The sequence below is a fragment of the Sphingomonas sp. SP1 genome (assembly GCF_058313395.1).
Genome location: NZ_JBZFLC010000001.1, coordinates 757,351 through 783,192, shown reverse-complemented (window position 1 = coordinate 783,192; position 25,842 = coordinate 757,351). Strand labels below are relative to the sequence as shown.

At 66.3% G+C, this 25,842-nt stretch carries 26 protein-coding genes; 13 read left to right on the top strand and 13 right to left on the bottom strand.

Going from position 1 to position 25,842, the window contains the following annotated elements:
- Positions 1-2 precede the first annotated feature (2 nt).
- The 7 genes from AC4GYS_RS04075 to AC4GYS_RS04045 are packed head-to-tail and all read left to right on the top strand — an operon-like array spanning position 3 to position 5,291.
- Positions 3-626: a flavodoxin family protein gene (locus AC4GYS_RS04075; protein WP_491107826.1), complete on the top strand. Its 624-nt coding sequence runs from the start codon at positions 3-5 to the stop codon at positions 624-626.
- Positions 623-1,855, top strand: coding sequence for an ergothioneine biosynthesis protein EgtB (egtB, locus tag AC4GYS_RS04070; RefSeq protein WP_491107825.1), 1,233 nt, complete (start codon positions 623-625; stop codon positions 1,853-1,855). The genes AC4GYS_RS04075 and egtB overlap by 4 nt, the downstream gene beginning before the upstream one ends.
- Positions 1,839-2,789 carry an L-histidine N(alpha)-methyltransferase gene (egtD, locus tag AC4GYS_RS04065; protein WP_491107824.1) on the top strand — a complete coding sequence of 317 codons (951 nt, stop codon included), beginning with the start codon at positions 1,839-1,841 and terminating at the stop codon, positions 2,787-2,789. Before egtB ends, egtD begins: the two co-directional genes overlap by 17 nt.
- 44 nt (positions 2,790-2,833) lie before the next feature.
- Positions 2,834-3,136 carry a YggT family protein gene (locus AC4GYS_RS04060; RefSeq protein WP_491107823.1) on the top strand — a complete coding sequence of 101 codons (303 nt, stop codon included), beginning with the start codon at positions 2,834-2,836 and terminating at the stop codon, positions 3,134-3,136.
- On the top strand, positions 3,133-4,023 hold the full coding sequence (gene folD, locus AC4GYS_RS04055; protein WP_491107822.1) for a bifunctional methylenetetrahydrofolate dehydrogenase/methenyltetrahydrofolate cyclohydrolase FolD: 891 nt from the start codon (positions 3,133-3,135) through the stop codon (positions 4,021-4,023). The genes AC4GYS_RS04060 and folD overlap by 4 nt, the downstream gene beginning before the upstream one ends.
- Entirely contained in the window at positions 4,024-4,662 is a 639-nt protein-coding gene (locus tag AC4GYS_RS04050) for a hypothetical protein (protein WP_491107821.1), read from the top strand. It abuts the gene before it with no gap.
- The gene (locus tag AC4GYS_RS04045; RefSeq protein ID WP_491107820.1) at positions 4,659-5,291 is read left to right on the top strand and encodes a MarC family protein; all 633 of its coding nucleotides are present in this window, start codon (positions 4,659-4,661) and stop codon (positions 5,289-5,291) included. Before AC4GYS_RS04050 ends, AC4GYS_RS04045 begins: the two co-directional genes overlap by 4 nt.
- A 5-nt stretch (positions 5,292-5,296) precedes the next feature.
- Here AC4GYS_RS04045 and AC4GYS_RS04040 read toward each other — a convergent pair whose 3' ends face one another.
- The gene (locus AC4GYS_RS04040) at positions 5,297-7,081 is read right to left on the bottom strand and encodes an AcrB/AcrD/AcrF family protein (RefSeq protein ID WP_491107819.1); all 1,785 of its coding nucleotides are present in this window, start codon (positions 7,079-7,081) and stop codon (positions 5,297-5,299) included.
- A 66-nt stretch (positions 7,082-7,147) separates the two neighbouring features.
- On the opposite strand from AC4GYS_RS04040, the gene AC4GYS_RS04035 reads away from it, so the two are divergent.
- Together AC4GYS_RS04035 and AC4GYS_RS04030 are read left to right on the top strand one after the other, a co-directional pair.
- Positions 7,148-7,552 carry a GtrA family protein gene (locus AC4GYS_RS04035; RefSeq protein WP_491107818.1) on the top strand — a complete coding sequence of 135 codons (405 nt, stop codon included), beginning with the start codon at positions 7,148-7,150 and terminating at the stop codon, positions 7,550-7,552.
- Positions 7,552-8,280, top strand: coding sequence for a class I SAM-dependent methyltransferase (locus tag AC4GYS_RS04030; protein ID WP_491107817.1), 729 nt, complete (start codon positions 7,552-7,554; stop codon positions 8,278-8,280). Before AC4GYS_RS04035 ends, AC4GYS_RS04030 begins: the two co-directional genes overlap by 1 nt.
- Here the strand turns inward: AC4GYS_RS04030 and AC4GYS_RS04025 are convergent.
- From AC4GYS_RS04025 to AC4GYS_RS04015, 3 genes are all read right to left on the bottom strand, one after another.
- A complete protein-coding gene (locus tag AC4GYS_RS04025) occupies positions 8,214-9,257 on the bottom strand; it encodes a glycosyltransferase family 2 protein (RefSeq protein ID WP_491107816.1) in 1,044 nt (347 codons plus the stop codon). The genes AC4GYS_RS04030 and AC4GYS_RS04025 overlap by 67 nt on opposite strands.
- Entirely contained in the window at positions 9,254-10,837 is a 1,584-nt protein-coding gene (locus AC4GYS_RS04020; RefSeq protein ID WP_491107815.1) for a hypothetical protein, read from the bottom strand. Before AC4GYS_RS04020 ends, AC4GYS_RS04025 begins: the two co-directional genes overlap by 4 nt.
- Before the next feature lie 63 nt (positions 10,838-10,900).
- Entirely contained in the window at positions 10,901-11,968 is a 1,068-nt protein-coding gene (locus AC4GYS_RS04015) for a phosphatase PAP2 family protein (protein ID WP_491107814.1), read from the bottom strand.
- A gap of 179 nt (positions 11,969-12,147) precedes the next feature.
- On the opposite strand from AC4GYS_RS04015, the gene AC4GYS_RS04010 reads away from it, so the two are divergent.
- Together AC4GYS_RS04010 and AC4GYS_RS04005 are read left to right on the top strand one after the other, a co-directional pair.
- Complete coding sequence (locus AC4GYS_RS04010) at positions 12,148-12,720, top strand: EF-hand domain-containing protein (protein ID WP_491107813.1); 573 nt, start codon at positions 12,148-12,150, stop codon at positions 12,718-12,720.
- Between the two features lie 110 nt (positions 12,721-12,830).
- The gene (locus AC4GYS_RS04005) at positions 12,831-14,882 is read left to right on the top strand and encodes a S46 family peptidase (protein ID WP_491107812.1); all 2,052 of its coding nucleotides are present in this window, start codon (positions 12,831-12,833) and stop codon (positions 14,880-14,882) included.
- Here AC4GYS_RS04005 and AC4GYS_RS04000 read toward each other — a convergent pair.
- Genes AC4GYS_RS04000 through AC4GYS_RS03980 form a run of 5 tightly spaced genes read right to left on the bottom strand, consistent with a single transcriptional unit; the run spans position 14,879 to position 18,883 of the window.
- Positions 14,879-16,111, bottom strand: coding sequence for a class I SAM-dependent methyltransferase (locus AC4GYS_RS04000; RefSeq protein ID WP_491107811.1), 1,233 nt, complete (start codon positions 16,109-16,111; stop codon positions 14,879-14,881). The two genes, AC4GYS_RS04005 and AC4GYS_RS04000, sit on opposite strands and share 4 nt — an antisense overlap.
- A gap of 29 nt (positions 16,112-16,140) precedes the next feature.
- Positions 16,141-16,992, bottom strand: a complete 852-nt coding sequence (locus AC4GYS_RS03995; RefSeq protein WP_491107810.1) for an oxygenase MpaB family protein — start codon at positions 16,990-16,992, stop codon at positions 16,141-16,143.
- 19 nt (positions 16,993-17,011) lie between these two features.
- Positions 17,012-18,199, bottom strand: a complete 1,188-nt coding sequence (gene rlmN / locus AC4GYS_RS03990; RefSeq protein WP_491107809.1) for a dual-specificity RNA methyltransferase RlmN — start codon at positions 18,197-18,199, stop codon at positions 17,012-17,014.
- Positions 18,200-18,236: 37 nt separating this feature from the next.
- Entirely contained in the window at positions 18,237-18,698 is a 462-nt protein-coding gene (locus tag AC4GYS_RS03985) for a hypothetical protein (protein ID WP_491107808.1), read from the bottom strand.
- 26 nt (positions 18,699-18,724) lie between these two features.
- Positions 18,725-18,883 (bottom strand): hypothetical protein, encoded by a 159-nt coding sequence (locus AC4GYS_RS03980; protein WP_491107807.1) that lies wholly within the window; start codon positions 18,881-18,883, stop codon positions 18,725-18,727.
- A gap of 381 nt (positions 18,884-19,264) precedes the next feature.
- On the opposite strand from AC4GYS_RS03980, the gene AC4GYS_RS03975 reads away from it, so the two are divergent.
- Entirely contained in the window at positions 19,265-20,617 is a 1,353-nt protein-coding gene (locus tag AC4GYS_RS03975; protein ID WP_491107806.1) for a glycosyl transferase family protein, read from the top strand.
- A gap of 8 nt (positions 20,618-20,625) precedes the next feature.
- Positions 20,626-21,801, top strand: a complete 1,176-nt coding sequence (locus AC4GYS_RS03970; RefSeq protein WP_491107805.1) for a hypothetical protein — start codon at positions 20,626-20,628, stop codon at positions 21,799-21,801.
- Between the two features lie 6 nt (positions 21,802-21,807).
- On the opposite strand, the gene recF is transcribed toward AC4GYS_RS03970, so the two are convergent.
- The 4 genes from recF to AC4GYS_RS03950 form a co-directional block, all read right to left on the bottom strand.
- Positions 21,808-22,866 carry a DNA replication/repair protein RecF gene (recF, locus tag AC4GYS_RS03965; RefSeq protein ID WP_491107804.1) on the bottom strand — a complete coding sequence of 353 codons (1,059 nt, stop codon included), beginning with the start codon at positions 22,864-22,866 and terminating at the stop codon, positions 21,808-21,810.
- Position 22,867: 1 nt separating this feature from the next.
- On the bottom strand, positions 22,868-23,836 hold the full coding sequence (locus AC4GYS_RS03960) for a septation protein IspZ (protein ID WP_491107803.1): 969 nt from the start codon (positions 23,834-23,836) through the stop codon (positions 22,868-22,870).
- A gap of 197 nt (positions 23,837-24,033) precedes the next feature.
- Positions 24,034-25,137 (bottom strand): DNA polymerase III subunit beta, encoded by a 1,104-nt coding sequence (gene dnaN / locus AC4GYS_RS03955; RefSeq protein ID WP_491107802.1) that lies wholly within the window; start codon positions 25,135-25,137, stop codon positions 24,034-24,036.
- A gap of 124 nt (positions 25,138-25,261) precedes the next feature.
- The gene (locus tag AC4GYS_RS03950; RefSeq protein ID WP_491107801.1) at positions 25,262-25,822 is read right to left on the bottom strand and encodes a fasciclin domain-containing protein; all 561 of its coding nucleotides are present in this window, start codon (positions 25,820-25,822) and stop codon (positions 25,262-25,264) included.
- Between the last annotated feature and the right edge of the window lie 20 nt (positions 25,823-25,842).

Sequence of the window (25,842 nt, the reverse complement as noted above, 5' to 3'; positions counted from 1 at the left end):
CTGTGCCGCTGACCGCCATCGCCATCAATTGCACGCTGAAAGCCAGCGGCAAGGAGCTATCCTCCACCGACAAGATGATCGGGCTGATCGGGGATGCCCTCAAGAAGCATGACGTGACGCTGACCGAGACGATCCGGCTGGCCGATCACGACATCAAACCGGGCGTCGAATCCGACATGGGCAACGGCGATGCCTGGCCCGATATTCGCCGCCGGATCCTCGACGCGGACATCCTGATCTTCGGGACGCCGATCTGGCTGGGACAGATGTCGAGCATCGCCAAGCGCGCCTTGGAGCGCATGGACGCGTTCCTCAGCGAAACCGACGACAAGGGGCGGATGCCGAGCTTTGGCAAGCTGGCCGTCGCAGCCATCGTAGGCAACGAGGATGGGGCCCACAACACCACCGCCAGCCTGTTCCAGGGCCTGAACGACGTGGGCTGGACCATTCCGGCGGGCGGCGCGGCCTATTGGGTCGGCGAAGCGATGCACAAGACGGACTTCAAGGATCTGCCGCAGGTCCCGGATGAAGTGACGGAAACGGTCGAGATGCTGGCGTCCAATACCGCCCATCTTGCGAAACTGCTTGGGCAGGCAAGCTATCCGGGCGTAGAACAACAGGCATGAACGCTCCGGGCACTATCCGGATGGCGAGCCTCAGTGACCGGCTGAAGGCGACCCGCGCGCTTACGCTGGCGCTGGCTGACCCGCTGTCGGATGCCGACGCGACGATCCAGCCGCACCCCGACGCCTCTCCCGCCAAATGGCATCTGGCGCATACGACTTGGTTCTTCGAGACGTTCGTTCTGCGCGATCATGTGAGCGGCTACGCGCTGTACGACGAGCGCTGGCCTTATCTCTTTAACAGCTATTACGAAGGCGAGGGCGAGCGCCATGCCCGCCCAAGGCGCGGCATGATCAGCCGGCCAAGCCTGGACGAAGTGCGGAGTTGGCGCCGAGCGGTGGACGGCGCACTGGAGCGTGCCCTGCCCTCGCTGCCCGAGGCCGCACTGGAATTGGTTGAGCTTGGTATCAGCCACGAGCAGCAGCATCAGGAATTGTTCCTGACCGACATCCTTGCGACCTTCGCGGAGAACCCGTTGGAACCAGCCTATGGTGCGCTGCCGCCGGTAAGCTGCCATGCCATCGAGCCGCTGACCTGGCTGCCCGGACGGACCGGCGAGGTCGAGATCGGAGCGGCCCGGAACGAATGGGCGTTCGACAGCGAGCGGCCGCGCCATCGGACGCGGCTGCACCCGCACAGCATCGCGCATCGCCCGGTGACCAACGGCGAGTGGCAGGTGTTCATCGACGATGGCGGCTATCGCAACGCGGCCCTGTGGCTTGGCGAAGGCTGGGATTGGGTGCAGCGCGAAGAGATCCGCGCACCGCTTTACTGGCATGGGGACGGGAGCGTCTTCACGCTTGGCGGGCGGCGCGAGATTGAGGCCGCGGCCCCGGTGACCCACGTCAGTTTCTACGAGGCGGATGCCTTTGCGCGCTGGGCAGGAGCGCGGCTGCCGACCGAAGCCGAGTGGGAAGATTTCGCCGCCTCCGCCGATCCGTCGGGCGGGCATCAGCTGGATCGGGCCGGGCCGGTGATCCCACAGGCCGGCGGCGCGGTGTTCGGCGACGGATGGAACTGGACCGGTTCGGCCTTCCTGCCCTACCCCGGCTTCCGCCCGGCCGAGGGAACCGTCGGCGAATATAACGGCAAGTTCATGTGCGGCCAGTTCGTGCTGAAGGGCGCCAGCTGCGCGACTCCGCGCGGTCACAGTCGGGCGAGCTATCGCAATTTCTTTCCGCCGGCCGCGCGCTGGCAATTCACCGGAGTGCGCCTTGCTCGCGACAATTGATCCGGCATTCCGCAACGACGTGCTGAAGGGACTGCGCCAGGAGCCGCCGTCCATCCCCGCGCGCTGGCTGTACGACGAACGGGGCTCGCAGCTGTTCGACGATATCACGCGGCTGCCCGAATATTATCCGACGCGGACCGAAACGGCGCTCCTTCACCAGATCATGCCCGAAGTGGCGGAACGGGTCGGTCCGGGGCTGGCGGTCGTCGAATTCGGCGCCGGATCGCTGACCAAGACGCCGATCCTCCTGGAGGCGATCCAGCCGGCGCTCTACGTCCCGGTGGACATCAGCGGCGATTACCTAAGGGCCAGTGCGGCGCAGCTGCAGGAGCGGATGCCCGACCTGCCGATCCATCCGGTGGAAGCAAATTTCGGACTGGAGATGGATCTGCCGGATGCGGCGATGCAGCACCCACGGCTGGGCTTCTTTCCGGGATCGACGATCGGCAACTTCGTGCCCCGCACGGCCACCGACCTGCTACGCCATTTCCGGGCAACGCTCGGCACGGGCGCGCTGCTGCTGATTGGCATGGACCGGGTCAAGCCGGTCGAGCGGCTCGTTGCCGCATATGACGATGCGCAAGGGACGACGGCCGCCTTCAATCTCAATTTGCTGGAGCGGATCAACCGGGAGCTGGACGGTGACGTTCCGGCCGATGCCTTTCGGCACGAAGCGCGCTGGAACGACATCCTGAGCCGGATCGAAATGCATCTGGTCGCGAACCGGGACGTCGACTTCCGGATTGCCGGCGAACCGTTCCACTTTGCCGCCGGCCAGACCATCCACACGGAAAACAGCCACAAGTACGGGCCGCGCGGAGGCCGGATGCTGCTGCTGGCCGGGGGCTGGACCCCGCTGAAGGAATGGACCGATCCGGATCGCGACTTCGCCCTAGTGCTGGCGGAGGCCCAGCCAGAGCGATTTGCACCCTGATCGCCGTGTTGCTCCGGTGAGACGGCCCGGCTAAGCCCACCTCCATGTTGCTAGCACTGTTCAATATCGCCGACCTGCTGCTCCGGGCGCTCGGCTGGCTCGTCATCGGCCAGGTGATCCTGAGCTGGCTGATCGCCTTCAATGTCATCAATACCAGTTCGGACGGCGTTCGGCGGTTCGTGCAGGGGCTCGATCGGTTTCTCGACCCACTCTACCGGCCGATCCGCAAGATCCTGCCCGACTTCGGCGGGCTGGACCTGTCGCCGATCGTGCTGCTGATCGCGATCCAGATCGTCCGCATGCTGCTAGGCGGCTTGGCCACCGAGCTTGTCGTCGCGGGGACATGAGCGCGGCGATCATCGACGGGAAGGCGGCGGCGCAGCAGCTTCGCCAGCGCCTTGCCATCCATGCCGATTTCTTTCGCGCCGCCACTGGTCGGCCGGCCGGTCTGGCGACGGTTCTGGTCGGCGAAGATCCGGCAAGCGCCGTCTATGTCCGCTCCAAGATCAAGGCGACGCACGAAACGGGGATGCATGGCGTTCATCACCCGCTGTCGGCGGACACGCGCGAAGCCGACCTGCTGGCCCATGTGGCCGAACTCAATCGCGACCCGGCGGTGGACGGCATCCTGGTCCAGTTGCCGCTGCCCGCGCAAATCGACGCGGCACGGGTGATCGACGCGATCGACCCCGACAAGGATGTCGACGGCTTCCACGTGGTCAACAGCGGCCGGCTTGCCGTCGGCGACCCCCGCGCGCTGGTGCCCTGCACGCCCCTTGGCTGCCTGCGCCTGTTGAAGCAGCAGCTCGGCGACCTCAGCGGCGCGGAGGCGGTGGTGATCGGCCGATCCAATATCGTCGGCAAGCCGATGGCGCTGCTGCTGCTGGGTGAAAGCTGCACAGTGACGGTTGCGCACAGCCGCACCAGGGACTTGCCGGAGGTCTGCAGGCGGGCGGACATCCTGGTCGCCGCCGTCGGCCGTCCGGAGATGGTGCGCGGCGACTGGATAAAGCCGGGCGCGACCGTGATCGACGTGGGCATCAACCGCATTCCTGCGACTGAGGGCAAGACCCGCATCGTCGGCGACGTGGCCTTTGACGAAGCCCGCGAGGTCGCCGGCGCGATCACGCCGGTTCCCGGCGGAGTGGGTCCGATGACCATCGCCATGCTGCTTCGCAACACCCTGGTCGCGGCCCACCGCCGCGCCGGACTTCGTCCACCGGAAGGACTGTAGATGCTTGGTCTGCTGATTGCCGCCGCCCCCATCGTCACTGCGGTCGATGCCGAACGCGCCTTTGCCGCCGATGCCCAGCGGATGGGACAGTGGAGCGCGTTCCGGAAGTGGGCCGACCCGACCGCCGTGATGTTCGATCCGCAGGCGGTGTGGGCGCAGGACTATCTGAAGGACCGCAAGGACCCGCCGCGCTCGGTCGAATGGTCGGCGGCGCGCAGCTGGGTCTCGTGCGATCGGCGAACCGCGGTGAACACTGGTCCGTGGCGCAATCGCACGCAGCGGACCACCGGCTATTTCACGACGCTGTGGATGCGCCAGGCGAGCGGCGACTGGCGCTGGACGGTGGATGGGGGAGACACGCTGCGCACGCCGATCTCCTCGCCGCGCCAGCCGGTGGTGCGCCGGGCCTCCTGCGCCAACCCGCGCCTGCGAACGCGGCAGATAGAGGCGGAATATGCCCGTCCGCTCAACCGGGCCCAGCCCCCCGGTGACAGCGGCTTTTCCCGTTCGGCCGACGGAACCCTGCTGTACCAGTGGCGGGTCGAAGCCAGCGGTGCACGACAGACCCGCGTCCGGCTGTGGACCGGGCGGCAATTCGCCACCGTTCTGGAGCAGAAGGTGGCAGCACCAGCCAAATGATCGAGCTGTTCGTTTCTGCCTTTGTCACCTTGCTGGTGATCGTCGACCCGCCCGGCTGCGCGCCGATCTTCGCCGGGCTCACCAAGGGTGCCGATCCGGTGCATCGGCGGGCGATGGCGATTCGGTCGGTGCTGGTCGCCTGGTGCATCCTGGTCTTCTTCGCGCTGTTGGGCGAACCGTTGCTCAGTACGTTGGGAATCAGCCTGTCGGCCTTCCGCCTGGCGGGCGGCATCATGCTGTTCATGATTGCGCTCGACATGGTGTTCGAGAAGCGGACCGAGCGCCGCGAAGAGCGCGCACGGGAGATCGAAGGGACGCCGGAGGCAGAGGATATCTCCGTCTTCCCGATGGCTATCCCGATGATCGCAGGACCGGGATCGATCGCGTCGGTCATGCTGCTTTCGGCGCGGGCGGAGGGGACGGTGGAAGGAATCACCGTGTTCGCGGCCATGACTGCCGTGCTGCTGCTGACGCTGCTCGCGCTGTTGGCGGCCGGGCCGCTGATGCGGCTGATCGGGGCCAAGCTGGAAGCCATGATCACCCGCATCCTTGGCGTGATCCTGGCCGCGCTCGCGGTGCAGTTCGTGCTCGATGGTCTGGAACGCAGCCTGCCGGGCCTCGCCGGCTGACGGGTTTAGCGCACGACCCGCCACATCCGGAACGGGCTGTCCTTGGGCAAGGGCACCCGCTGTAGCCAGCCGGGCACCTGCCCGCGCTGCAACTGTCCGTAGAATCCCTCTGGCGCCGCGGCCATGAAGACCGTGGCCTGGCTCATGTTCGGGCAGATCAGCACATAATCGGCGCGGTGGCGGGTGATGATGGCGCGCGCGTTGTCGGCACTTCCCCGGAATGCCTTCATCGTGTCGGCGATCGCCGGGCCGTTGCGGTGATATGGCCCGGCGATGCTGTTGTGATGCGTGACAGTGATCAGTCGCGGCGCCAGGTCGACAAAGGTGAAGACGGTGCCCTTGGGCAGCATCGCGATCGGGCGCATCGCCGCCAGCGTCGGACACAGCGCATTGGCGCGATTGATCGTCTTCTCACGCTCGGACACTGCGTCCTTGCGGATCATGCTGACCGCGAGCGGCCCGACCGCGCCCAGGCCGACAAGGAATGTGATCGACACACCAAGCACCGACACCAGCGGGTTCTTCGACCGCCAGAAGATCGGGGCGAGCACCCATACCAGGCCGACTGCCCCGGTCACGGCGAGGAACTGCGCAGCCGGGCTGGCGCGGGTCTGCCACAACAACAGTGCGGCGGAGGCGAACGCCAGTATCGCGACCGCCAGGGTCCGGCGAAATTGATCGCGCTCCCCGCCCCAGGCGCGCCAGATCAGCACGCCCCAACCGATCAGGCCGACGACGGGCAGCGTGGCGGCCGTGATGCTGACCCGCCAGGCGTGCTCATAGATCGGCTTCGCTTCGCGCACGTTGCTGAGCCACAGGCGCTCGACCTCCGGCGATACGCCTTCGAGCCGTGACAGGCACTGCGGCCAGGCCAGCGCGTGCCAGCCGGCCACGATCAGCCCCGCACCCGCAGCGAGCGCCACGCGCGCGCGCCAGTCGGCCGGAGACACCCAGGCGAGCAGCAGCAAGAGCGCGCCGCCGACCAGCGCATCGGACAACCACACCGGCGAAAGCGCGTCGCACACCGGCAGTCGATTGGCGTAGGAGGCGAACAACAAATAGCCGAGCGCAGTGCCGCCGGCGAGCGAAAGCGCATAGGTGGCCAGCCGCCCCCGCTGACCCCGGTCATCGATCCACATGAGCACCTGCGCCGCACCGCAGATGGCGAGGTAGATCAGCATTTCCAGGCCGATCGCCAGCGACAATGCGGTCGCCGCGCCGGTGATGAAACCGCCCCGCCGGGCTTTCGGATCGGTCAGGCCGAGCACCGCCAGCGCCAGCATCGCCAGCTGCCAGCCGTGGTGGTCGATGCGGGTGGGCATGAACATGCCGTTGGTGGCCGCCGCGAAGAACAGCGCCACAAAGGCGAGCGGATAGGCTTCCGGACTGACCAGCCGGCGGACGATCGTCGTCAGACACAGGGTGAGCGGAAGGTAGGGAATGAGCGGGGCGACGGCGACCGCGAAGCGCTCCGCATTCGCGCCGGTGGTGAACAGCTTGCCAAGGATGATCAGCGCGGCGAGCGGCAGGTCGACCAGCCGCGACCAGTGGATGTTGGCGCCCGTTGGCGGGTCAAGCTTGTACTGACGAAGGTCGAACCAGTCCTGTCCGGCGAGCAGGGCGCGAACCTGGCTCATGCGCATGTTGTCGTCGGTATCGTTGAGCTGGAAGATGTGGATTCCGGTCCAGCGCTGCCACAGCATGTACGCGGCGGCGATCAGCCACATCGCCAGGACCACGCGCACCCAGTGCCGCGAGGCCCAGTGAAGGCTGCTCGATTCCGTCTGCAACGCGACCCCTCCGCCCAAGAAACGCTGGCGCTGTAACTGCCCAGCGGTAAAGGGCAAGGAAAGACCATGATTGCAGCCCTTCCCCCACACCAGCGTGAAACGTTCGGTCAGATCATGCGCTTCGGCCTGGTCGGCATCGGGCTGACGATCCTGTATGCGGCGATCTACTGGCCGCTGGCGACCTATGTCATGTGGCCGGTGTTCGCGGTGGTGATCGCCTTTGCCGTGGCGGTCAGCGTCGGCTTCTTCCTTCACAGCCGATGGAGCTTTCGCGGGCACGGCAAGGTGGAGGACAGGCGGACCAAGCTGCAGTTCCTGACCGTCCAAACCTTTGGCTTCCTGCTCAATGCGGGTTTCACCTGGATCGCGACGGACGTGCTGGGCGGCCCGACCTGGTGGCCGCTGGTGCCGGCGGTGCTGGTCACGCCGTTCGCCACTTATCTTCTCAACCGCCTGTGGGTGTTCGGCTGATGGAACGCGTCGTCTACGATCGTATGGCGGAACTGGATCAGCGGCACTGGTGGTACCGGGCGCGGCGCGAGGTGCTGGCCGACCTCATTCGACGCAAGGTGCGTCCGCCGGCGAACGCGCGCGTGCTGGAAATCGGCTGCGGCACCGGCCACAATCTGGCGATGCTCGGCGAGTTCGGCGCTGTCGATGCGATCGAGGTCGATCCCGCGGCGCGAGCGATGGCGGAAAAGCGGCTCGGGCGGCCGATCGGGTCAGCGCCGCTTCCCGAACTCGACGGTGTCGACAAGGGGGCCTACGACCTCATCGGCAGCTTCGACGTGATCGAGCATATCGCCGACGACTCCGCCGCGCTGACAAGCATTGCCGAACGGCTGAAACCCGGCGGCAAGTTCGTCATGACCGTCCCCGCGCACCAGTGGATGTGGTCCGCGCACGACGTGGTGAACCACCACCAGCGGCGCTATTCCAAGGCCGGTCTCAAGCGGCTGATGGACGGATCGCCGTTGAGGCTGGAGGCGATCGGCTATTTCAACAGCCTGCTCTTTCCGCTCGCCGTCGCCGCGCGCCTCGCGGGCAAGCTCACCGGCAAGGACGACAGCGACGACGCGCTGCCGCCAAAGCTGCTCAACACGGTCCTGGAAAAGGCCTTCGCGGCCGAACGTCACCTGGTCGGCAGGGTCCCGCTGACGCCGGGGCTGTCGCTGTTCGCAGTCGCGTCGGCCCGCTGAGACGGCCGGAGTTCGGCAACCTGACCGAGCCGCCCGTGCCGCCGTTCGGTACGGCCGGCGATTTCCTGCACGATGTACAGGGGCCGTTCCTTGGCCTGACTGTAAAGCCGGCCGATATATTCGCCCATCATCGCCAGCACGAACATCTGCACCGCGCCAAGCACGACCACGACGAGCATCAGCGAGGTCCAGCCCTGGATGCTCTGGCCGGTGACGAACGCGTACAGGATATAGAGCACGATCAGCAGCGAACCGAAGCTGAGCAATAGCCCGAAGTGACTGGCAAGTTTCAGCGGCGCGGACGAGAATCCGGTCAGCGCATCGAGCGCGAAGCGGAGCATCTTGCGCAGCGGGTATTTGGTCTCGCCGGCCGCGCGCTCGGCCCGGTCGTAGAGGAACGGAACCTGGCGAAAGCCGATCCACGCGACCATCCCGCGAACGAAGCGGGCCTGCTCCGGCATGGCGAGCAATACGTCCAGCGCGCGACGGGTCATCAGTCGGAAATCGCCGGCATCCACCGGGATGTCGATTTCGGTCGCGTTGGCGAGCAGGCGGTAGAACGCATGAGCGGTCGCCTTTTTGAAGCGCGTCTCGCCGGCCCGGGTTCGGCGAACGCCGTAGACGACGTCGGCCCCCTCCGTCCGCATGGTTTCGAGCATCGGGCCGAGCAGTTCGGGCGGATCCTGCAGGTCGGCGTCGACGATCAGGATGAGGTCGCCCCGCGCAAGGTCCAGCCCGGCGGTGAGCGCCAGCTGGTGTCCGTGGTTGCGGGACAAGTCGAGACAGACGAGCCGGGGATCGGCGGCGGCCAGGCTTCGCATCAAAGACCAGCTGCCGTCGCGCGAGCCGTCGTTGATGAGGACGATCTCATAATCCTCGCCCACCGACCCGCGGGCGGCATCGGTCAGCCGGCGGTGAAGCAATTCCAGGCAGGCTTCCTCATTGAAGCAGGGAACGACGATGGACAGCAGGGTCATGGCCGCTGCGTAGCGTCTGCGCCCGGCAGGCGGTAGAGGGCCGACCCGTTTGGTCCCTGCCAGACCTTGCGCGCATCGCCGAGCAGCGCCGGGTCGAAGGGAGGCGGATCGATCATCCAAAGGTAATCGAACGCCTGCCGCGGAAAGCGCTGCAGCATCATGTCGACCGGAAAAGCGGACGGCAGGCCGCAACGCGGGTCACGGACCAGATTGGACGGGTCGTATTTCCAGAAGCCCGCCGGCTCGTAGGTGACGTCGAGCAGCTTGGCGCCAGGCGTCTGCCAATGGTCGTTGGAGAAGCCGTAGCGGCGCGCCACCACCATTCCGCCAAGGTGCGCATTTCGCCACATCGGCCAGCCGCCGTCCTTGCAGCTGAGCCCAACCATGCTGACCACCCGGGCCCCCATCGGCACGCGATCCAAGGCCGCAAGCTGCCGTTGCTGGTCGTTGGCGGCGATCGCCATGCTGACGGTGACGCTGGCGGTGCGCGCCAGCAGAAAGGCCAGGGCCAGCGCCGCGATCACCCGGGCGAAGCGCAGGGGTGTTTCCCCCTTGAAGCGGATCGCCAGCACCGCCACCGCGATGGCGAACGGCACCAGCCGCATGTCGGCATAGGCCGATCCGAAAATGATACGGGGCAGCAGCGCGAATGCCGCCGACAGCACGAGGAAGGTGAAGAACAGCATCCGCGAAAAGGTCAGCTTTGGAATGAGGACGGCCAGCGCCAGCACGGCCCCGACAATGCCGATCGAAACCTGGTCGAACAGCCGCCAGCGATCGCGCAACGCCATCTCGATCCAGCGGCCCTTGACCTCCCAATTGAACCAATCGGCCGTTTCTCCGCCCGCTCCTTCCCGCCAGGCGAGCATGAGCAGCATCGGCGGTGCCAGGCTGAGACAGTGAAAGGCCGCGCGCGGCGCCGACATGATCCAGCCGCGGCCCCGGTCGTGCTGCCGGACCGCTTCGGACGCGAACGCGAGAAGGCCGAGCAGCCCCCAGCCGAAGGCATGGGTCAGCCAGACGACGACGCTGATGGGAATGAACAACGCCGCGCGAAGCCGCGTCTTGCCGAGCCGCCCGAGCCGCAGCCAAAGACCGAACGCCAGGAACGCGAAGGCGACGGACAGGGCATAGTTGACGAAGCCGAACAGAAAATGGTGACCGTAGGCGAACGGCAGCGCGAACATCACGGTCGGTGGCAGGCGATAATGCACCTCGCGTGCGGCCCACAGCATGCCCGCGACGGTCATCGGCGGGATGGAGATGACGATCAGCTTCACCGCCGGCTCGAGCCCGACCAGCCTACCGAGTGGATACACCAGCAGGTCGACGCCCAGGTTACCGACGATTCCCCAGCGGAACTCGTAGAAGCGCTGCAGGCTGCTGCTGTCGGCAAGATCCAGCATGACCCGGTAGCGTCCGATATGACCGAACAAATCCACCAGCGGCGGAATCGGCGGATAGAGCAGCGGAACGGCCGACAGCAGGATCATGGCGACGACGAAGGTCCGGGTTTCCCACCATTCCTTCGGCCGGGTCACGGCAGCCACGTTCGGCGGAGAGGCGATCATCCAGTCCATGCGGAGCGACTCCCTAGCGCGCCGCGTGGCGTTTGCCATCCTTATGACAAGCGGTCCGGGTCGTCAGGCGACGGCGGCCTGTGGCGCAACTGTCTCGTGGGGCCGGTCCAGCGCATCGGCGATCCGGCCGCTCACCTTCCACAGGCCGATCGTCAGTGCGGCGGCGGCGAGGCCATCGACCGCATAATGCCACCCAAGATGGAAGGAGCCGATCCAGATCAGCACGGCATAGGCGGCAAAGACCGACCCGACGATCCGGTTCAGTCGGAAAGCCCCCAGCGCAAACAGCACGGCCAACCCGTTATGGACCGATGGCATCGCCGAGATGCCCGCGCCGGTTTCCAGCGAACTGCTGCCAAAAGTGTTGAGGAGCATGGCCTGGTTCTTGAGCGCGGCGAGCGGCGTACCGACCCCGGCCTGCGCCTCCATCAGCCGCTGGCGAAGCTGATCGAAGGACTGGTTGGGCTCGACGAAGTGCGAATAATAGCAGGGACCAGCAGCCGGAAGCAGGAAGGCGAGGATGCTGCCGATCCCGATCCACACGCCGATATAGGTCAGCATATATTGCGTGCGCAGCCGATAGCTGGAGGCCGGCAGATAAGCGCACACCGCAAGGCCCACCGCCATCGGCACGAACCAGCCGTGATAGGCGCTGTCGATCATCAGGGTCAGTTCGTCGGAGGCGAACAGCGCGTGACTGACGCGCCACGGATCCTGGCCGAAGAACAACGCCCGATCCATGGCCGCGAACAGCGGATCGAAGCGAAAGCCGGCGAGCGGCAAGACCATCTGCTTGTAGGCGTTGAACGAGGCCATCAGCAGCGCGAACAACAGCGGCGGCCACAACAGCGAGACGCAACGATCGCGCTCCCAGCGGGCACTTAGCACGGTGCGCAGGAATTGCGGCAGGAACGGTTCTCGACCGCTGCGAAGGGCAGCAACGCCGAGTCGGACGAAATTGAGAACCAGGCCGACGAAGACCCACAAGGCAAAGCTTGCGATCAGGTAGCGGGTCAGCATGCGGCCGAAGTCCATCGCATCGACGCGCCCGCCGGCCAGGACGAGAGTGAGATAGATCCCGACGATCGCGACGCCGAGCGATGCTGCCTTGATCTCACGCACTTGGAACATCGCCGCTGACGCTTTCCGCTTCCCTGCTCGAGCGGCAGCCGTAATCGACTTATGGTAAAGAATTGCTTGATGGGCAGCCGGCGCCAGCAGGCTGCACCGCGGCTGTCCAGGCCGTTCAACCCGGGGAAAGGCCATTCGTCGTACCGAAACTTGAACAAGGGTCCGAAGGAGTTTCCACCATGAATTTCAAGCTATTGGCCGGTGCCATCCTTGCTCTTGCAGCGACCGGTGCCGTTGCCCAGGCGCCGCAATGGGGCGCTGCTCCTGGCCTGCGCGATGGCGTGCAGACCCGGGCCGAGGTCGTACAGCGGGCGCAGCAGCGCTTCGTGCAGAGGGACGTGAATCGTGACGGATTCCTGACCCAGCAAGAGCTGCGGCAGGGCCGGCAGGCGATGCGACAACAGCGCCAGCGGACCGTCGACCCCGCGCGCCGGGCCCAGCGGACCGAGCGTGCCTTCGCCCGGCTCGACCTCAACCGCGATGGAATGATCAGCCGCCAGGAGTTCGCCCAGCGTCAGGCAATGCGCGGCGAGCATGGAATGCGCGGCCAGCGAATGGGAATGCGCGGCGGAATGGGTGGCCGAATGTTCGCGATGGCCGACCGCAACCGCGACAATCGCCTGTCCTTGCAGGAAGCGACCGGCGCGGCGCTGCAGCGGTTCGACCGGACTGACCTCAACCGCGACGGACGAGTGACGCGCGAGGAGCGGCTGCAATTCCGTCAGCAGTGGCGCGGGCAGCAGCGCGGCTGAGCCATTCTACCAACGACCAGAAGGGTCCGGCGAGCGTATCGCCGGACCCTTTTCTTTTGGCCGCGCGGCAAGCTACCACGCCGGCATCCTTTTCCTGTCCGAGGTGTTCGATGCGCTTTGTTTCCAGGCTTGCGGCCAGTGCCGCCGTGCTTTCCCTCATTCCCGCCGCCGCCCAGGCGGACGAGGGCATGTGGACCTTTGATGCCTTTCCTGCCGCCCGGATGAAGGCGGCCTATGGCTGGGCGCCGGATCAGGCCTGGCTGGATAAGGTCCGCGCCTCGGCGGTGCGCCTGACGGGCGGCTGTTCGGCCAGCTTCGTGTCCGATGCCGGCCTGATCCTCACCAACCACCATTGTGTCGTCAGCTGCCTGCAGGACCTTTCCACGGCGCAAAACGATATCGTCGCCAACGGCTTCACCGCCGCCAACCGCGCGGCCGAGCGCCAGTGCCCTGGTCAGCAGGCAGAAGTCGTGACCTCGATCAGCGACGTGACCCGCGACGTCCAGACCGCGATCGGCTCGGCCACCGGCGAAGCGGCCGTAAAGGCCCGCGACGCGCGCATCGCGGAGATCGAGAAAGCAGGCTGCACGGATACCGCGACCACCCGCTGCCAGGTCGTGCGGCTGTATGGCGGCGGCCAGTACAAGCTCTACCGGTATCGCAAGTACAGCGATGTCCGCATCGCCTGGGCGCCGGAATTCGCAGCGGCCTTTTTTGGTGGCGATCCCGACAATTTCAATTTCCCGCGCTACGCCATGGATGCGGCGTTCCTCCGGGCGTACGAGAACGGGCGGCCGGTCGCGACCCCGGCTCACCTGCAGTGGGCGCCCCGCGCCCCGCGGGACGGTGAGGCCACCTTTGTCGTCGGCAATCCCGGATCGACCCAGCGCCTGCTGACCAGCGAGCAGCTTGCCTTCCAGCGGGAGGTCGCGCTGCCGATCACTCTCGCCACGATGTCGGAACTGCGCGGCCGTTTGATCGCGGCGATGGATGCCAGCCCCGAGCGCAAGCGCGAGGGCGGCGATACGCTGTTCGGCGTCGAGAACAGCCTGAAGGTCATGATCGGGCGGGTGAAGGCGCTGAACGACCCGGCCTTCACCGCCAAGCTGGCGGCGGCCGAGGCCGACCTTAAGCAGCGCTCGGCCGGAAACGCCGCGATCGGCAATCCGTGGGCAGACATCGCCGGGGCCGTGCGCGCTTACCGTGACATCTACATTCCCTACCGGTTCAGCAGCCCGCAGAGCGACCTTTACGGCTATGCCGAGGCACTGGTCCGGGCCGCCGACGAGCGCGCCAAACCGAACAGCCAGCGGCTGCCGGGCTATACCGACAGCGCGCTGCCGCTGCTGGAAAAGCAGGTGACCGACGCCCGGCCGATTTATCCGTGGCTGGAACAACTGCAGCTGGAATGGAGCTTGTCGAAGGCGCGTGAGTATCTGGGCGCCGACGATCCGCAGACGCGCCTGTTGCTCGGTCGCGAGTCGCCGGAGCAGCTCTCGCGGCGGCTGGTGAGCGGCACCCGGCTGGCCGACCCGGCATTCCGCAAGCAGCTGTGGGAGGGCGGCAAGGCGGCGATCGATGCGTCCAACGATCCGCTGATCCAATATGCCCGCAAGCTGGACGTCCGGGACCGTGAGCTGACCCGCCTGTACAACGAACGGTACGATGGGCCGGTGACCGCTGCCCAGGCGCGGCTCGCGACCGCTCGGTTCGCAGCCTATGGCGACACCGTTTATCCGGATGCGACCTTCACCCTGCGCATCAGCTACGGCAAGGTCGCAGGCTGGACCGAGCGTGGCCAGCAAGTCCCGACCCGCACGACCCTGGGCGGTGCGTTCGAGCGGGCCACCGGCGCGGAGCCATTCAAGCTGCCCGAGGCCTTCGTGCGCAACGAGGCGCGGATCAACAAGACCACGACCTACGACTTCGTCACCACCAACGACATCATCGGCGGCAATTCCGGCTCACCGGTGATCGACCGGTCGGGGGCCGTGATCGGGGCCGCGTTCGATGGCAACATCCATTCGCTCGGGGGCAACTACGGCTACGATCCGAACCTCAACCGGACCGTGGTCGTTTCCACCGCCGCGGTCGACGAAGCATTGCGCAATATCTACCCGGCGCCGGCGCTGGTGGCCGAACTGCGCGGCCGGCGCCGCTAGGCGGGAACTGGCGGAGGGGTGGCGCGATACCGCTCCTCCGCCTGCTCCAGATAGTCGCGGGTAATCGGCAGCGCCCGGCGATCACGGACATATTGCACCTGGAAATTGTTCATCGCGCCATGTTCGAAGGCGACGATGCCGCCCGACAGGTAGAATTCCCACATGCGAAAAAAGCGTGGGTCGTATAACGCCTCGATCTCCGGCCGGTGGTTAACGCAGTTCGCCAGCCAGTGACGCAGCGTATAGGCATAGTGGAGCCGCAAGGTCTCGACGTCGGTCGTGATCAACCGCACGGACTCCGCCGCCTCGCTCATCTGGCTGAGGCTTGGCAGGTGATAGCCGGGGAAAATCCATTTGTCGGTGAATGGGTCCGGCCCGCCGGCCGAGCCGTACTTCCCGATGCTATGGAGCAGCATCACGCCATCGTTTGCCAGGAGATCCCGGCATTTGGCGAAGAACTCGCGGTAGTGCGCGGCGCCGACATGTTCGAACATGCCAACGGACACGATCCGGTCGAACCTGCCGGTGACCGCACGATAGTCGATCAGCTCGAACCGGACGCGGTCGGCCACGCCGGCCTGCTCGGCCCGTTGTCGCGCGACCGCGAGCTGTTCCTCCGATAACGTCACCCCGAGCACGTCAACATCGGCCGCGCGATTGAGGTAGAGCGCCATGCCGCCCCAGCCGCAGCCGATGTCGAGCACGCGCTGGCCCGGCTGCAGGTAGAGCTTGGCGGCGATATGCGCCTTCTTGTCGGCCTGCGCCTGCTCCAGGCTATTTGCCGGATCGCGGAAGTAGGCGCAGCTATACTGAAGGTCGGGGTCGAGGAAGAGCCGATACAGGCGGCCATCCAGATCGTAGTGATGGGCGACATTTCGCTTCGAGCGCACAGCCGGGTTGCGGCGCAGGAGCTGGCCGACCCGACCGAGCCGCTTTTTCCTGAGCTTCCCCTTGTGCCCGCCCGCTTCGAATGGGTTGGCGCCGACCACCAACTGGAGGAGATCGAGGATCGTGCCGTCCTCGACCGTCAGTCGGCCGTCCATGTACATCTCGCCGATGCCCAGCCGCGGGTTTCTGAGCACGGAAAGCAATGCCGCTCGGTCGTGAATCCGGACGGTGCGGTGATCGCCACCGCCCCTTCCGAAGGTTTCGCGGCGGCCATCGGGCATGATCAGCGTCAATTGCCCGACCGGCAGCATGCCATCCACAAAACGCCCGACCAGACTCATCGCTCAGAACCCCCGGTTTCTTTTGAAGCCTAGCGCGGGGACAGGGCCCAGCGCAAAGTGGAGGCCAGGCCATAGGTTGCAGCGCCAACGGCCGGTGCGCCGAAACCGGAGGTGCGCAGGCCATGCATCCGGCGAGCCCAGGACGGCAGCAGGTCGATGGCTGACTGCATCAGCAAGGCCTGGACCGGAAGCGCGCTGAGCTTCGCCGGCGGGGCGCGAGTGATGATGTCGCGCACGGTACGGCTGCGCTCGTCGGAACGCAGTTCGGGAATGAAGCTGTCGAGAAGCGCCTGCGCGTCATGGTCGGCGGCCGGCACGGGATCGGCACCGAGCATGAGTGCGACCGGGGCGACCTCGGCCCAATAGGCGTCTCGGTCGGACCGGCTCATGTTCGGCTTGCCGAAGCGGCGCCATCCCGCCAGGAACATGGCGGAGCCGGCCACGTGCACGAACGCCAGCAGGCGGGGATCGTTGGCATCGTAGGATGCGCCGTCGGGCAGCGAACCGTTCACAGACGAGTGAATGCGGCGAACCCGCGCGATCGCCGCTTCCGCCTCGTCGCGGGCGCCGTAGGTAGTCACGGCGATGAAGCGTGCGGTGTTGCGCAACCGGCCGTGCATGTTGCGCTGAAAGTCGCTGTGGTCCCACACCCCGGCCAGCGCCTTCGGGTGAAGCATCTGCAGCAGCAGGGCGGCGATTCCGCCGACCATCATGGCCGTCACATCCCCATGCACGCGCCAGGCAGCGCCGCCTGGCGGGCACAGCGCGTCGGGCGAGGATTTGATCGGCTCCTGCCCTTTGCCACGGTCATTGAAAAAGCTGACCACTTCGCCGGCGATGCGGCGGCGAATCAGTTCGGCGGGGGGCGCAAGCGAAGCCATATCGCGCCCAACGCGCGGCTCAAGCCGCCTGCTCCCGGTCGATGTCGGCCCGGCGGCGCTTTTCAGCGGCAGTCTTCAACTGACCGCATGCCGCATCGATGTCGCGGCCGCGGGGCGTGCGCACCGGCGCCGAGATGCCGGCTTCGAAGATGATGTTGCTGAACGCACGGATTCGCTCATCCGTCGAGCATTCGTACGGCGCCCCCGGCCAGGGATTGAAGGGAATCAAGTTGACCTTGGCCGGAAGCCGATAATGACGGATCAGGCGGACCAGTTCGCGCGCATGCTCGTCGCTGTCGTTCTTGTCCTTCAGCATCACATATTCGAAGGTGATGCGGCGGGCATTGTTGGCGCCCGGATAGTCGGCGCAGGCCCGCAGCAGCTCCTCGATGCCGTACTTCTTGTTCAGCGGCACGATCTCGTCGCGGATTTCCTTGGTCACCGCATGCAGCGATACCGCCAGGTTGACCCCGATCTCCTCGCCGGCCCGTTCCATCATCGGCGCCACGCCGGAGGTCGAAAGGGTGATGCGCCGCTTGCTGAGACCAAGCCCGTCGCCGTCCATGACGATCTTCAGCGCATCACGGACATTGTCGAAATTGTAGAGCGGCTCACCCATCCCCATCATGACGATGTTGGTCAGCATCCGGCCTTCCGGCTGGCTTGGCCATTCCCCCAATGCGTCGCGGGCCAGCATGACCTGTCCGACGATCTCGTGCGGCTCCAGATTGCGGACCAGCCGCATGGTGCCGGTATGGCAGAATCGGCAGTTAAGGGTGCAGCCGACCTGGCTCGACACGCACAGCGTGCCCCGATCCGCATCGGGAATGAACACCATCTCGAAATCATGGCCGTCGTCGGTCTTGAGCAGCCACTTGCGGGTCCCGTCGGTGGACACCTGCGCTTCCATGACGTCCGGACGGGCGATGTTGAATCGTTCCGCCAACCAGGGTTGCTGCGCCTTGGCGATGTCGGTCATCAGCGCGAAGTCGGTCACCCCGCGGTTGTAGATCCAGTGCCAAAGCTGCTTGGCCCGCAGCTTGGCTTGCCGCGCGTCCATGCCGGCGTCGGCCAACGCGGCGCGAATCGCGTCGCGTGAAAGTCCGACCAGCTCCCGCTTTCCATCGGCGCGTGCCGGCGCGGCGCGCGGCACGGGCACGGGATCGATCGGGCCGGGAATCGGCATCAAAATGGTATCGGCGCTCATGAGAGTGCCCGCATGTAGTGGCAAATGCGGCTTTTTTCTAGCGCCGCCGCGAACAGGCGAGCGCGGCGGCATCGATTGCGGTCGGAGCGCCGCCGAGCAGGTAACGATCGGTATGGCCGCCGGACGCGGATCGGAACCGTAGCCGCATGTCGCCCGCCTGGCGAATTGCGGCGATGATGGCCACCTCCTGCGAGGGTCCGCTGCTCCACGCATCGAAGCCCCGTGTGACCAACTGGAACGGCCGCCCACTGATCAGCAGCAGCGCCTGGCTGCCCGGACGCGACAGCCGGCTCAGCCGAAAGTGAAGTTCGCCCTGCCGCCGGCCGGTGTCGGGGCGGTCGAAGCTGATGCTTGCGGAGGCTTGCTGCCGCCCCTTGGGCGCGAGCAGTTCCGATCGTGCAACGGCGGCGCAGGTGCGTCCCCCGCCGCGCTCCAGCGCGCTCCAGTAAGGGCCGGCATAAAGCGTTCGCGCAGCAGCCGGCTGCTCGGTTGCCGCCATCAACGCGAGTGCGGCGATCAGTGGTCTTAGTGCCGGGTGTCGGCCGCGGCCTGCTCGGTGACGGCCTGCTGGATTGCGCCGTTGAGACCGATGGACGCCACGACCATTGCCGCCCCCGCCAGAGCCAGCCCCAGGGCGATCTCGGGAACGGCAGCCCCGGCAGTGTCGCGCAACAGCTTCTTCATGGCTTTTCGCCCCGCCTTGCGATCGTCCGCCCATCCGGACCAGCGAGCGTCGCCCCAACACCTCCGTTAACCATGAGTCAAGAGCAGTCGTTAATCGTAGCGGCTGCCGAAACGACCGCAGCGCAAGGCAAGCGGTTGAAGTTCTGATGAAAAGGCGGCGCGGCAATGATGGCACGGATTGTTCATGCCGCCCCGGACCGGACCGGCGCAAGGCCATCCGACCAATTGACTGTGGCCGAGTCGCACCGTTCTGAAGTTTCTTTTCTGAAATTAGCGGACCTTCTTGAGCCCATACCTTTGCTATGACACAGAGGCGCCGCTCGGTTGATCTGCTCTCGTGGAGCGCGTTTTGTCCCGAGCCTTTCGAAATCACTGCCTGGCATGACTGCCGTGCTGCTGGAGCGGCTGGCGTCCGAACTGGCCTTGTTCGCGGCGCTTGGCTTTCTGCTCTTCTCCCTCGATGATCTCGCCGTGGATCTGCTGTATCTCGCGCGGCGAATGACCGACGGGCGGGAGCGGCTGAGCCTGGCCGCCTTGCCTGACCCTCGTGAGCCGGGCTGGCTGGTCGTGACCATCCCGGCCTGGGACGAAGCCGCCGTCATCGCGCCCATGCTGCGCGCCACGCTTGAGCGCCTTGATCATCCCGATTTCACCTTGTTGGTGGGCCACTACCGCAACGACCCGGCAACGGCGGCGGCAATCCGAGGCGTCACCGATCCGCGCATTGTCCCGATCGAGGTACCGGTCGACGGCCCGACGACCAAGGCCGATTGCCTCAATCATCTCTACACCGCCCTTGGACGGCTGGAAGCGGAAGGCGGCCGCTCGGCGAAGGCGATCGTGCTCCACGATGCCGAAGACCTGGTGCACCCGCATGAACTTCGGGCGTTCGATGCCTTGATCGAGCGTGCCGCGCTGGTGCAGCTGCCGGTCGTTCCGCTGATCGATCCGGCGTCCAGCTGGGTCGCAGGTCATTATTGCGACGAGTTTGCGGAAAGTCACGGCAAGGACCTGGTGGTGCGGGAAGCCGTCGGCGCCGCGGTGCCGCTGGCCGGCGTCGGTTGCGCGATCGCTCGGCGGACCCTGGAGGCCCTGGCGACGGAGAACGACGGCAAGCCCTTTGCCGGCGGCAGCATGACCGAGGATTATGAGATGGGCCTGCGCGTAGGCGCGCTTGGTGGACGGACACTGTTCGCTCGGCTGGCGGATCCGGGCGGCCGCCCGGGCGTGGTCGCCAGCCGGGGCCACTTCCCGGCGACCCTGGGAGCCGCGGTACGACAAAAGGCACGCTGGGTCGGCGGCATCGCCTTTGCCGGATGGGATCGGCTCGGCTGGCGCGGCGGCTGGGGCGAGCGGTGGTTCCGGATGCGTGATCGCAAGGGCCCGCTGGCGGCAGTGCTGCTGTTGTCGGGTTATGTCGCTGCCCTGCTGTGGGGGCAGCTGGCGCTGGCCACCAGCCTGGGCGCACCTCCTCCGCCGGCGCCGTCGCCGCTGCTCATCCTCTTGTTGAAGGTCAACACCGTGCTGCTGCTCTGGCGTTTGTTCATGCGGGCGGTCTTCACCGCCCGAACCTACGGCCTGGTCGAGGGCCTGGTTTCCCTGCCTCGCGTCGTGGTTGGCAACCTGATCGCAATCCTGGCCGCATGGCGCGCCTTTTCCCTTCACCGGCGCGGTGGGCCCCGGCAATGGGACAAGACGGCGCACATCTTTCCGCAACTGGCGGTGCGGTCGTGAGCGCGCCCGTGCGTTTTCTTGCAGTGGCGGTGTTCGGCTGGATCACGGTGCGCGCCGCCGGCGAAGTGCTGATGGTCGAGCCGCTGCCGCTGGTGCCGCTCCCCGCACCCTCCAGCCCCGTGCCGCAGATGAGCGAGGTCGAGCCGCAAGCCGTGCCGATCGAGGTCGGCTATCAACCGGCATCGGCGATGCCGGCGACCGGCCCCTACCCCTATCCCCCGATGCAGCCGGCATTTGCGCAACCCTATGCGCGTCCAGTGCCCGTGCCCTTCTATTATCCGGTGGCAGCGCCCGTCAGCCACTATCCGGCAGCGATGCCGCACAGCGCACAAGGCGGACGAGACTGGGCAAATGGGACAATCGCGCCGGGTCCGGACTTCAGCGACATGCCGGCGGCCGGTGCGGCGGGCGACACCGAGTTGGCATTCGCGTCCCCCACCAGCGGCTTTACTCCGCGCCGCGCCGTTCCAAGCTTTGTCGGGACGAAGCCGGTGGAGGTGACTGGCCTGGCCAAGCTGGACCGACTGAGCCTGTCCGCCTGGGCGCTGGTGCGCCAGCCCAGCCGAACGGTGATCGACCCTCGCCTGCCGGTAACCACGCCGAGCGGACTTGCGGCCGGGGGGCAACTGGGCGGCAGCCAGGCCGGGGCACGGTTGACGTATCGCGTCAATCCGCGCCTCGCCGCCAATCTGCGGGTGTCGGCACCGATCAATCCGCAGACCCAGACCAGGATGGCCGGAGAGGCTGCCCTTGGCGTGTCGTGGCAACCGTTGAGTGCCTTGCCAGTTCGGGTCATGGCCGAGCGCCGACAGGCGTGGGGTGGCCCAGCCGGCGGCGGGCGCAACGCCTTTGCAGTCTTGGCCGAAGGCGGGACTTATGATCAGCGGCTGCCCTGGAACTTCCGGCTCGACGGCTATGGCCAGGCTGGCGTGGTGAGCGTTCGCGACAAGGCCTGGTTCGTGGACGGCGGCGCGACCGTATCGCGCCCGTTGTTCGGACGGTTTGCCTTGGGCGCCGGTGCCTGGGGCGGGGCCCAACAGGGGCTGACCCGCCTCGACGTCGGGCCGCGCATGTCCATGCAACTGTTCCCGGGGATCCGGACGCATCTCGACTACCGCTATCGGCTGGTCGGGAAGGCCGAGCCGGGCAGTGGCTGGGCGGTCACGATGGGGGCGGATTTCTGAGCCGACTCATGCCGGGCGGGCAGTGCCGCCTTCGACGCGAAAGCGGGTCGCCCGCCCAATCCCCTCGAACAATGCCGCCTCGGTCGCCGTCATCCATACCTGGCCACGTCCCTCGAGCCGGGCGAATAGCGCCTCGCGACGGGCCGGATCGAGATGGGCGGCAACCTCGTCGAGCAGCAGGATGGGCGACGCGCGGCGACGGTCGGCGACCAGTTCGGCGTGCGCCAGCACGAGGCCGAGCAACAGCGCCTTCTGCTCACCGGTCGAACTCCGCGCCGCTGCCTGACGCTTGGCGGCGTGAGTGACCGCAAGATCCTGACGATGCGGACCCTCGGTCGCCCGCCCGGCGGCTGCATCCCGTCCGCGATTGGCGCGAAGGGTCGCAGCGAGATCGCCTTCGTGCCAGCCCTCAAGTGTCATTGAGGCGCGGGCAAACCGATCGTCGGGTGCGTGCTCCAGCCGCTCCGCTAGCAGCGTCACGGTTCGTCCGCGGGCCTCGGCGAGGCTCGAGCCATGGTCGGCCATGCCGGCCTCCAGCGCGGCAAGCCATTGCGGATCGCCCCCTTCCGGCTCGGCCAACAGCTTGTTCCTGGCTCTCATGGCCGCCTCGTAGCGAGCGGCGTGATGAGCATGGGACGGCTCGAGCGCGAGCACCAGGCGATCGAGGAAGCGGCGGCGATCACCGGCACTCCCGCTAAACAGCCGGTCCATGGCCGGCGTCAGCCACAGAATAGACAGCCACTCGGCGAGGCTGTTGACGGACGCGGCCGCCCCGTTGACGCGCACCTGCCGCCGCTCCGGAGCGGCCGGCAGCGTCCCCGTCCCAAGGTCGGTGTCGTCGCTTCGGGCGGCAACAGCAAACCCGCCTGGCCCATCGCTCCGGGCCATTTCGCCCAAGGCAGCTCCGCGCAGGCCCCGTCCGGGTGCGAGCAGGGACACGGCTTCCAAGATGTTGGTCTTGCCGGCGCCATTCTCGCCGAACAGGCAATTGAAGCCTGCTCCCGGCGCGATCAGCAATTCGGGATAGTTACGGAAATTGGTGAGGCTAAGGCGGGCGAGCGCCACTTCAGCCGACGGCGGCCAGGCCGCCCCGTCCCCCTCGGGCCCATTTGATCGCCATCAAGACCAGGATCATCACGATTGGCAGGTCCAGAAAGGTTGTGTAGAACAGCCACGCGTCGGTGGAGACCAGCTTCACAACCACATAATTGGACCCGGCCATGAACACGCCGGTCAGCCCCATGCCGATAGCCAGACGCCTCTCGTCGATATCGTTATAGGCGATGTAGCGGTTCATGCCGTGGCCAAGACGACGGCCCTTCAGCACCAGCCCGTCGAACAGGAAGCAAGCTGCGCCGATCAGGCCGACGATGGTGGAGCGCTGCTTGATCAATTCATCGTCCTCGAACGCGATGGCGAAGCCTGCGGTGATTAGCAGCATCACCACTCCGAAGAGGGCCAGGCCACCGATCAGGTCGACCTTCACAAAGCGCTGCGCAACGACGAGGGCAAGCCCGACGCCCGCACCTATCAGCGCCGCAGTCCTGAGGTCGATCATTTTGGCGACGACGAAGAACAGCAGCCCGGTGGCAATGTCGACCAAGATCGGCACCTTGTTGCGCTTGAGCTTGTCCGGGTCATAGGCGGGGGATCCGCGCGAATTGGTCTGGGAAATCATCTTGGCCGCACGCTCGGGAAAGGCGATGCGCTTGCCGGGATGGCTCTCGTGCATCAGCCTTCCGTCGACGTGCACGGCGATGCCGACCCTGGTCCAGCTGTTGTACCCAGCCTCGACCTCGACCTTTTCGCCATCGGGGAGGGTTGCCGTCAGCCTATGGGTGCGAATTCCCTCCGGGCCCGAGGTCGGCGTGAAGTCGGCCGCGACCTGCTCGCCGTCGATCCACAGCGAGCTGTAATTGCCAGACAGCCGGGCATCGAACAGGACGATCGCCTCGTGCCACCCGATGCGAAACGGACGCTTATAGAGCCAAAGACGGGTGCCGCGATTCGTCGCGGCTTCGGGTTGGTCAGCCACCTGACCTTCGTGGCCATGGCTTGCCGAAGACCGTCAGGCTGATGGTCGGGCCGACTTTCTCGGTCGTGCTCACTGAGCGAACCACATCCGCCCTACCGTCCGGCAATGTTCCCGCACGACCGTAACTCGAGTATCGGTTCTGACACTGGGCGGAAGGTTCAAGCGTCGAAACGCGGTCAGAAGCGACGTCAGGCGCATTACACCCTCATCGGCATCAATACGTAAAGCGCGTTCGACTTGTCGTTCTCCCGCAGCAAAGTCGGTGCTGCAGCATCCGCCAAGTGAACCTCGACGCTGTCACCGTCGATCTCGTGCAGGATGTCGAGCAGGTACCGGGCGTTGAACCCGATCTCCAGCCCGTCGGCGCTATAGTCGGCTGGCAATTCTTCGGTGGCGACGCCGTTTTCGGGGCTGGTGACCGACAGGGTGACCCGATCGCGGTCCACGCCGATTTTCACCGCGCGGGTCTTTTCGCTGGCAATGGTCGACACCCGGTCGACGCCAGCCGCGAAAGTCTTGGGATCAAGCTTCAGCAGCTTGTCGTTCGCAGTCGGAATGACCCGGTTGTAATCGGGGAAGGTGCCGTCGATCAGCTTGCTAGTCAGCACGGCGTGACCCAGCACGAACCGGATCTTGGTGGCTGACAGCGACACCTCAACGGTGCCTTCGACCTCGTCGAGCAGCTTGCGCAGCTCGGCCACGCATTTGCGGGGCACAATCACGTCTGGCATCCCGTCGATTCCATCCGGCTTCGGCACCGTCACCCGGGCCAGCCGATGCCCATCGGTGGCCGCGGCTTTCAGCTGATCGTCGGCGATGTGGAGGAAGATGCCCATCAGATAATAGCGGGTCTCTTCGGACGAGATGGCAAAGCGCGTCTTGTCGATGATCTGGCGCAGGGTGGCGGCCGGCAGTTCGAACCGGGTTGGCAGGTCGCCTTCGGCGATAACCGGGAAGTCGTCGCGCGGGAGGGTCGAAAGGTTGAAGCGCGCCCGGCCGGCGACGACCTGCATCTTGCCTTCCGACGCCGACAGTTCGACCTGGCTTCCCTCAGGCAGCTTGCGGACGATATCGAAAAAAGTGTGGGCGGAGATGGTGGTGGCGCCCGGTTGCGACACGTTGGCGGGTACTGCTTCGTCCACCTGAAGGTCGAGGTCCGTCGCCATCAGCCGGATGGAACCATCCTCGCGCGCGTCGAGCATCACGTTCGACAGGATGGGAATGGTGTTGCGCCGTTCCACCACGGACTGCACGTGGCTGAGGCTCTTCAGAAGAGTGGCCCGTTCGATCGTCGCCTTCATCGCGCTGCTATGCCCTTTTGCCCCTTGGGGACCACACCCGTCCGACCGGATGCACCCGCTGTTGGAGTGCTGTTATAGCGAGCGGATTGTGCGGTGCCAGTGGCGTTTGCGAGGGAAAAAGGGCTTAGGCGGCAGGCGGGGCGAGCAGCTTGTCGATGGAGTGCAGGACGCCGTTGCCGACCACCCGTTCGTTACCGGTCATGGTGGCGCGGGTTCCAGCAGAATCGGTAATGACAATCGTGTCGCCCTGTTTGGTCGCGGTCAGCGTGCCGCCGCCAAGACTGGCCAGCATCGTCTTGCCGCCGCCGGCATCGATCGCCTTGCCGATGTCGGCTGCCAGCATCGTGCCGGGCAGGACGTGGAAGGTTAGTACGCGGGTCAATTCCTCCTTGCCGGCAGGACTGAGGAGCGTCTGCATGCGCGCTTGCGGGACCTCGGCGAATGCCTGGTCGGTGGGCGCCAGCACCGTGTACGGCCCGGCTCCGGAAAGGGTCGGCTTCAGGCCAGCCGCCTCGACCGCCTGGGCAAAGCGACCATTGCCGATCGCGTCGGCGATAGTCCCGCTCGGCCGCACCGGGCCCGCCACGTTCGCGGCGGCGTTGGCTCCCTCAGCGTTGCCGCCCCCGGCCTCGTTGCACCCCGCGATCGCCAGCGCCAGGGCGCCGGCAAGCAAGACACGCTTCATCTGTTTCTCCTGAAAAACGA

What these genes read in the sequence shown, in the direction of transcription:
- AC4GYS_RS04025 (WP_491107816.1), bottom strand. Translation starts at nt 9,257, where the DNA reads ATGACCCTGCTGTCCATCGTCGTTCCCTGCTTCAATGAGGAAGCCTGC.
- AC4GYS_RS04010 (WP_491107813.1), top strand. Translation starts at nt 12,148, where the DNA reads ATGAATTTCAAGCTATTGGCCGGTGCCATCCTTGCTCTTGCAGCGACC.
- AC4GYS_RS04015 (WP_491107814.1), bottom strand. Translation starts at nt 11,968, where the DNA reads ATGTTCCAAGTGCGTGAGATCAAGGCAGCATCGCTCGGCGTCGCGATC.
- AC4GYS_RS03975 (WP_491107806.1), top strand. Translation starts at nt 19,265, where the DNA reads ATGACTGCCGTGCTGCTGGAGCGGCTGGCGTCCGAACTGGCCTTGTTC.
- AC4GYS_RS03950 (WP_491107801.1), bottom strand. Translation starts at nt 25,822, where the DNA reads ATGAAGCGTGTCTTGCTTGCCGGCGCCCTGGCGCTGGCGATCGCGGGG.
- AC4GYS_RS04050 (WP_491107821.1), top strand. Translation starts at nt 4,024, where the DNA reads ATGCTTGGTCTGCTGATTGCCGCCGCCCCCATCGTCACTGCGGTCGAT.
- AC4GYS_RS04000 (WP_491107811.1), bottom strand. Translation starts at nt 16,111, where the DNA reads ATGAGTCTGGTCGGGCGTTTTGTGGATGGCATGCTGCCGGTCGGGCAA.
- AC4GYS_RS04030 (WP_491107817.1), top strand. Translation starts at nt 7,552, where the DNA reads ATGGAACGCGTCGTCTACGATCGTATGGCGGAACTGGATCAGCGGCAC.
- AC4GYS_RS04035 (WP_491107818.1), top strand. Translation starts at nt 7,148, where the DNA reads ATGATTGCAGCCCTTCCCCCACACCAGCGTGAAACGTTCGGTCAGATC.
- egtB (WP_491107825.1), top strand. Translation starts at nt 623, where the DNA reads ATGAACGCTCCGGGCACTATCCGGATGGCGAGCCTCAGTGACCGGCTG.
- AC4GYS_RS03985 (WP_491107808.1), bottom strand. Translation starts at nt 18,698, where the DNA reads ATGGCGGCAACCGAGCAGCCGGCTGCTGCGCGAACGCTTTATGCCGGC.
- AC4GYS_RS04020 (WP_491107815.1), bottom strand. Translation starts at nt 10,837, where the DNA reads ATGGACTGGATGATCGCCTCTCCGCCGAACGTGGCTGCCGTGACCCGG.
- AC4GYS_RS03995 (WP_491107810.1), bottom strand. Translation starts at nt 16,992, where the DNA reads ATGGCTTCGCTTGCGCCCCCCGCCGAACTGATTCGCCGCCGCATCGCC.
- AC4GYS_RS04005 (WP_491107812.1), top strand. Translation starts at nt 12,831, where the DNA reads ATGCGCTTTGTTTCCAGGCTTGCGGCCAGTGCCGCCGTGCTTTCCCTC.
- AC4GYS_RS03980 (WP_491107807.1), bottom strand. Translation starts at nt 18,883, where the DNA reads ATGAAGAAGCTGTTGCGCGACACTGCCGGGGCTGCCGTTCCCGAGATC.
- rlmN (WP_491107809.1), bottom strand. Translation starts at nt 18,199, where the DNA reads ATGAGCGCCGATACCATTTTGATGCCGATTCCCGGCCCGATCGATCCC.
- AC4GYS_RS04045 (WP_491107820.1), top strand. Translation starts at nt 4,659, where the DNA reads ATGATCGAGCTGTTCGTTTCTGCCTTTGTCACCTTGCTGGTGATCGTC.
- AC4GYS_RS04060 (WP_491107823.1), top strand. Translation starts at nt 2,834, where the DNA reads ATGTTGCTAGCACTGTTCAATATCGCCGACCTGCTGCTCCGGGCGCTC.
- folD (WP_491107822.1), top strand. Translation starts at nt 3,133, where the DNA reads ATGAGCGCGGCGATCATCGACGGGAAGGCGGCGGCGCAGCAGCTTCGC.
- dnaN (WP_491107802.1), bottom strand. Translation starts at nt 25,137, where the DNA reads ATGAAGGCGACGATCGAACGGGCCACTCTTCTGAAGAGCCTCAGCCAC.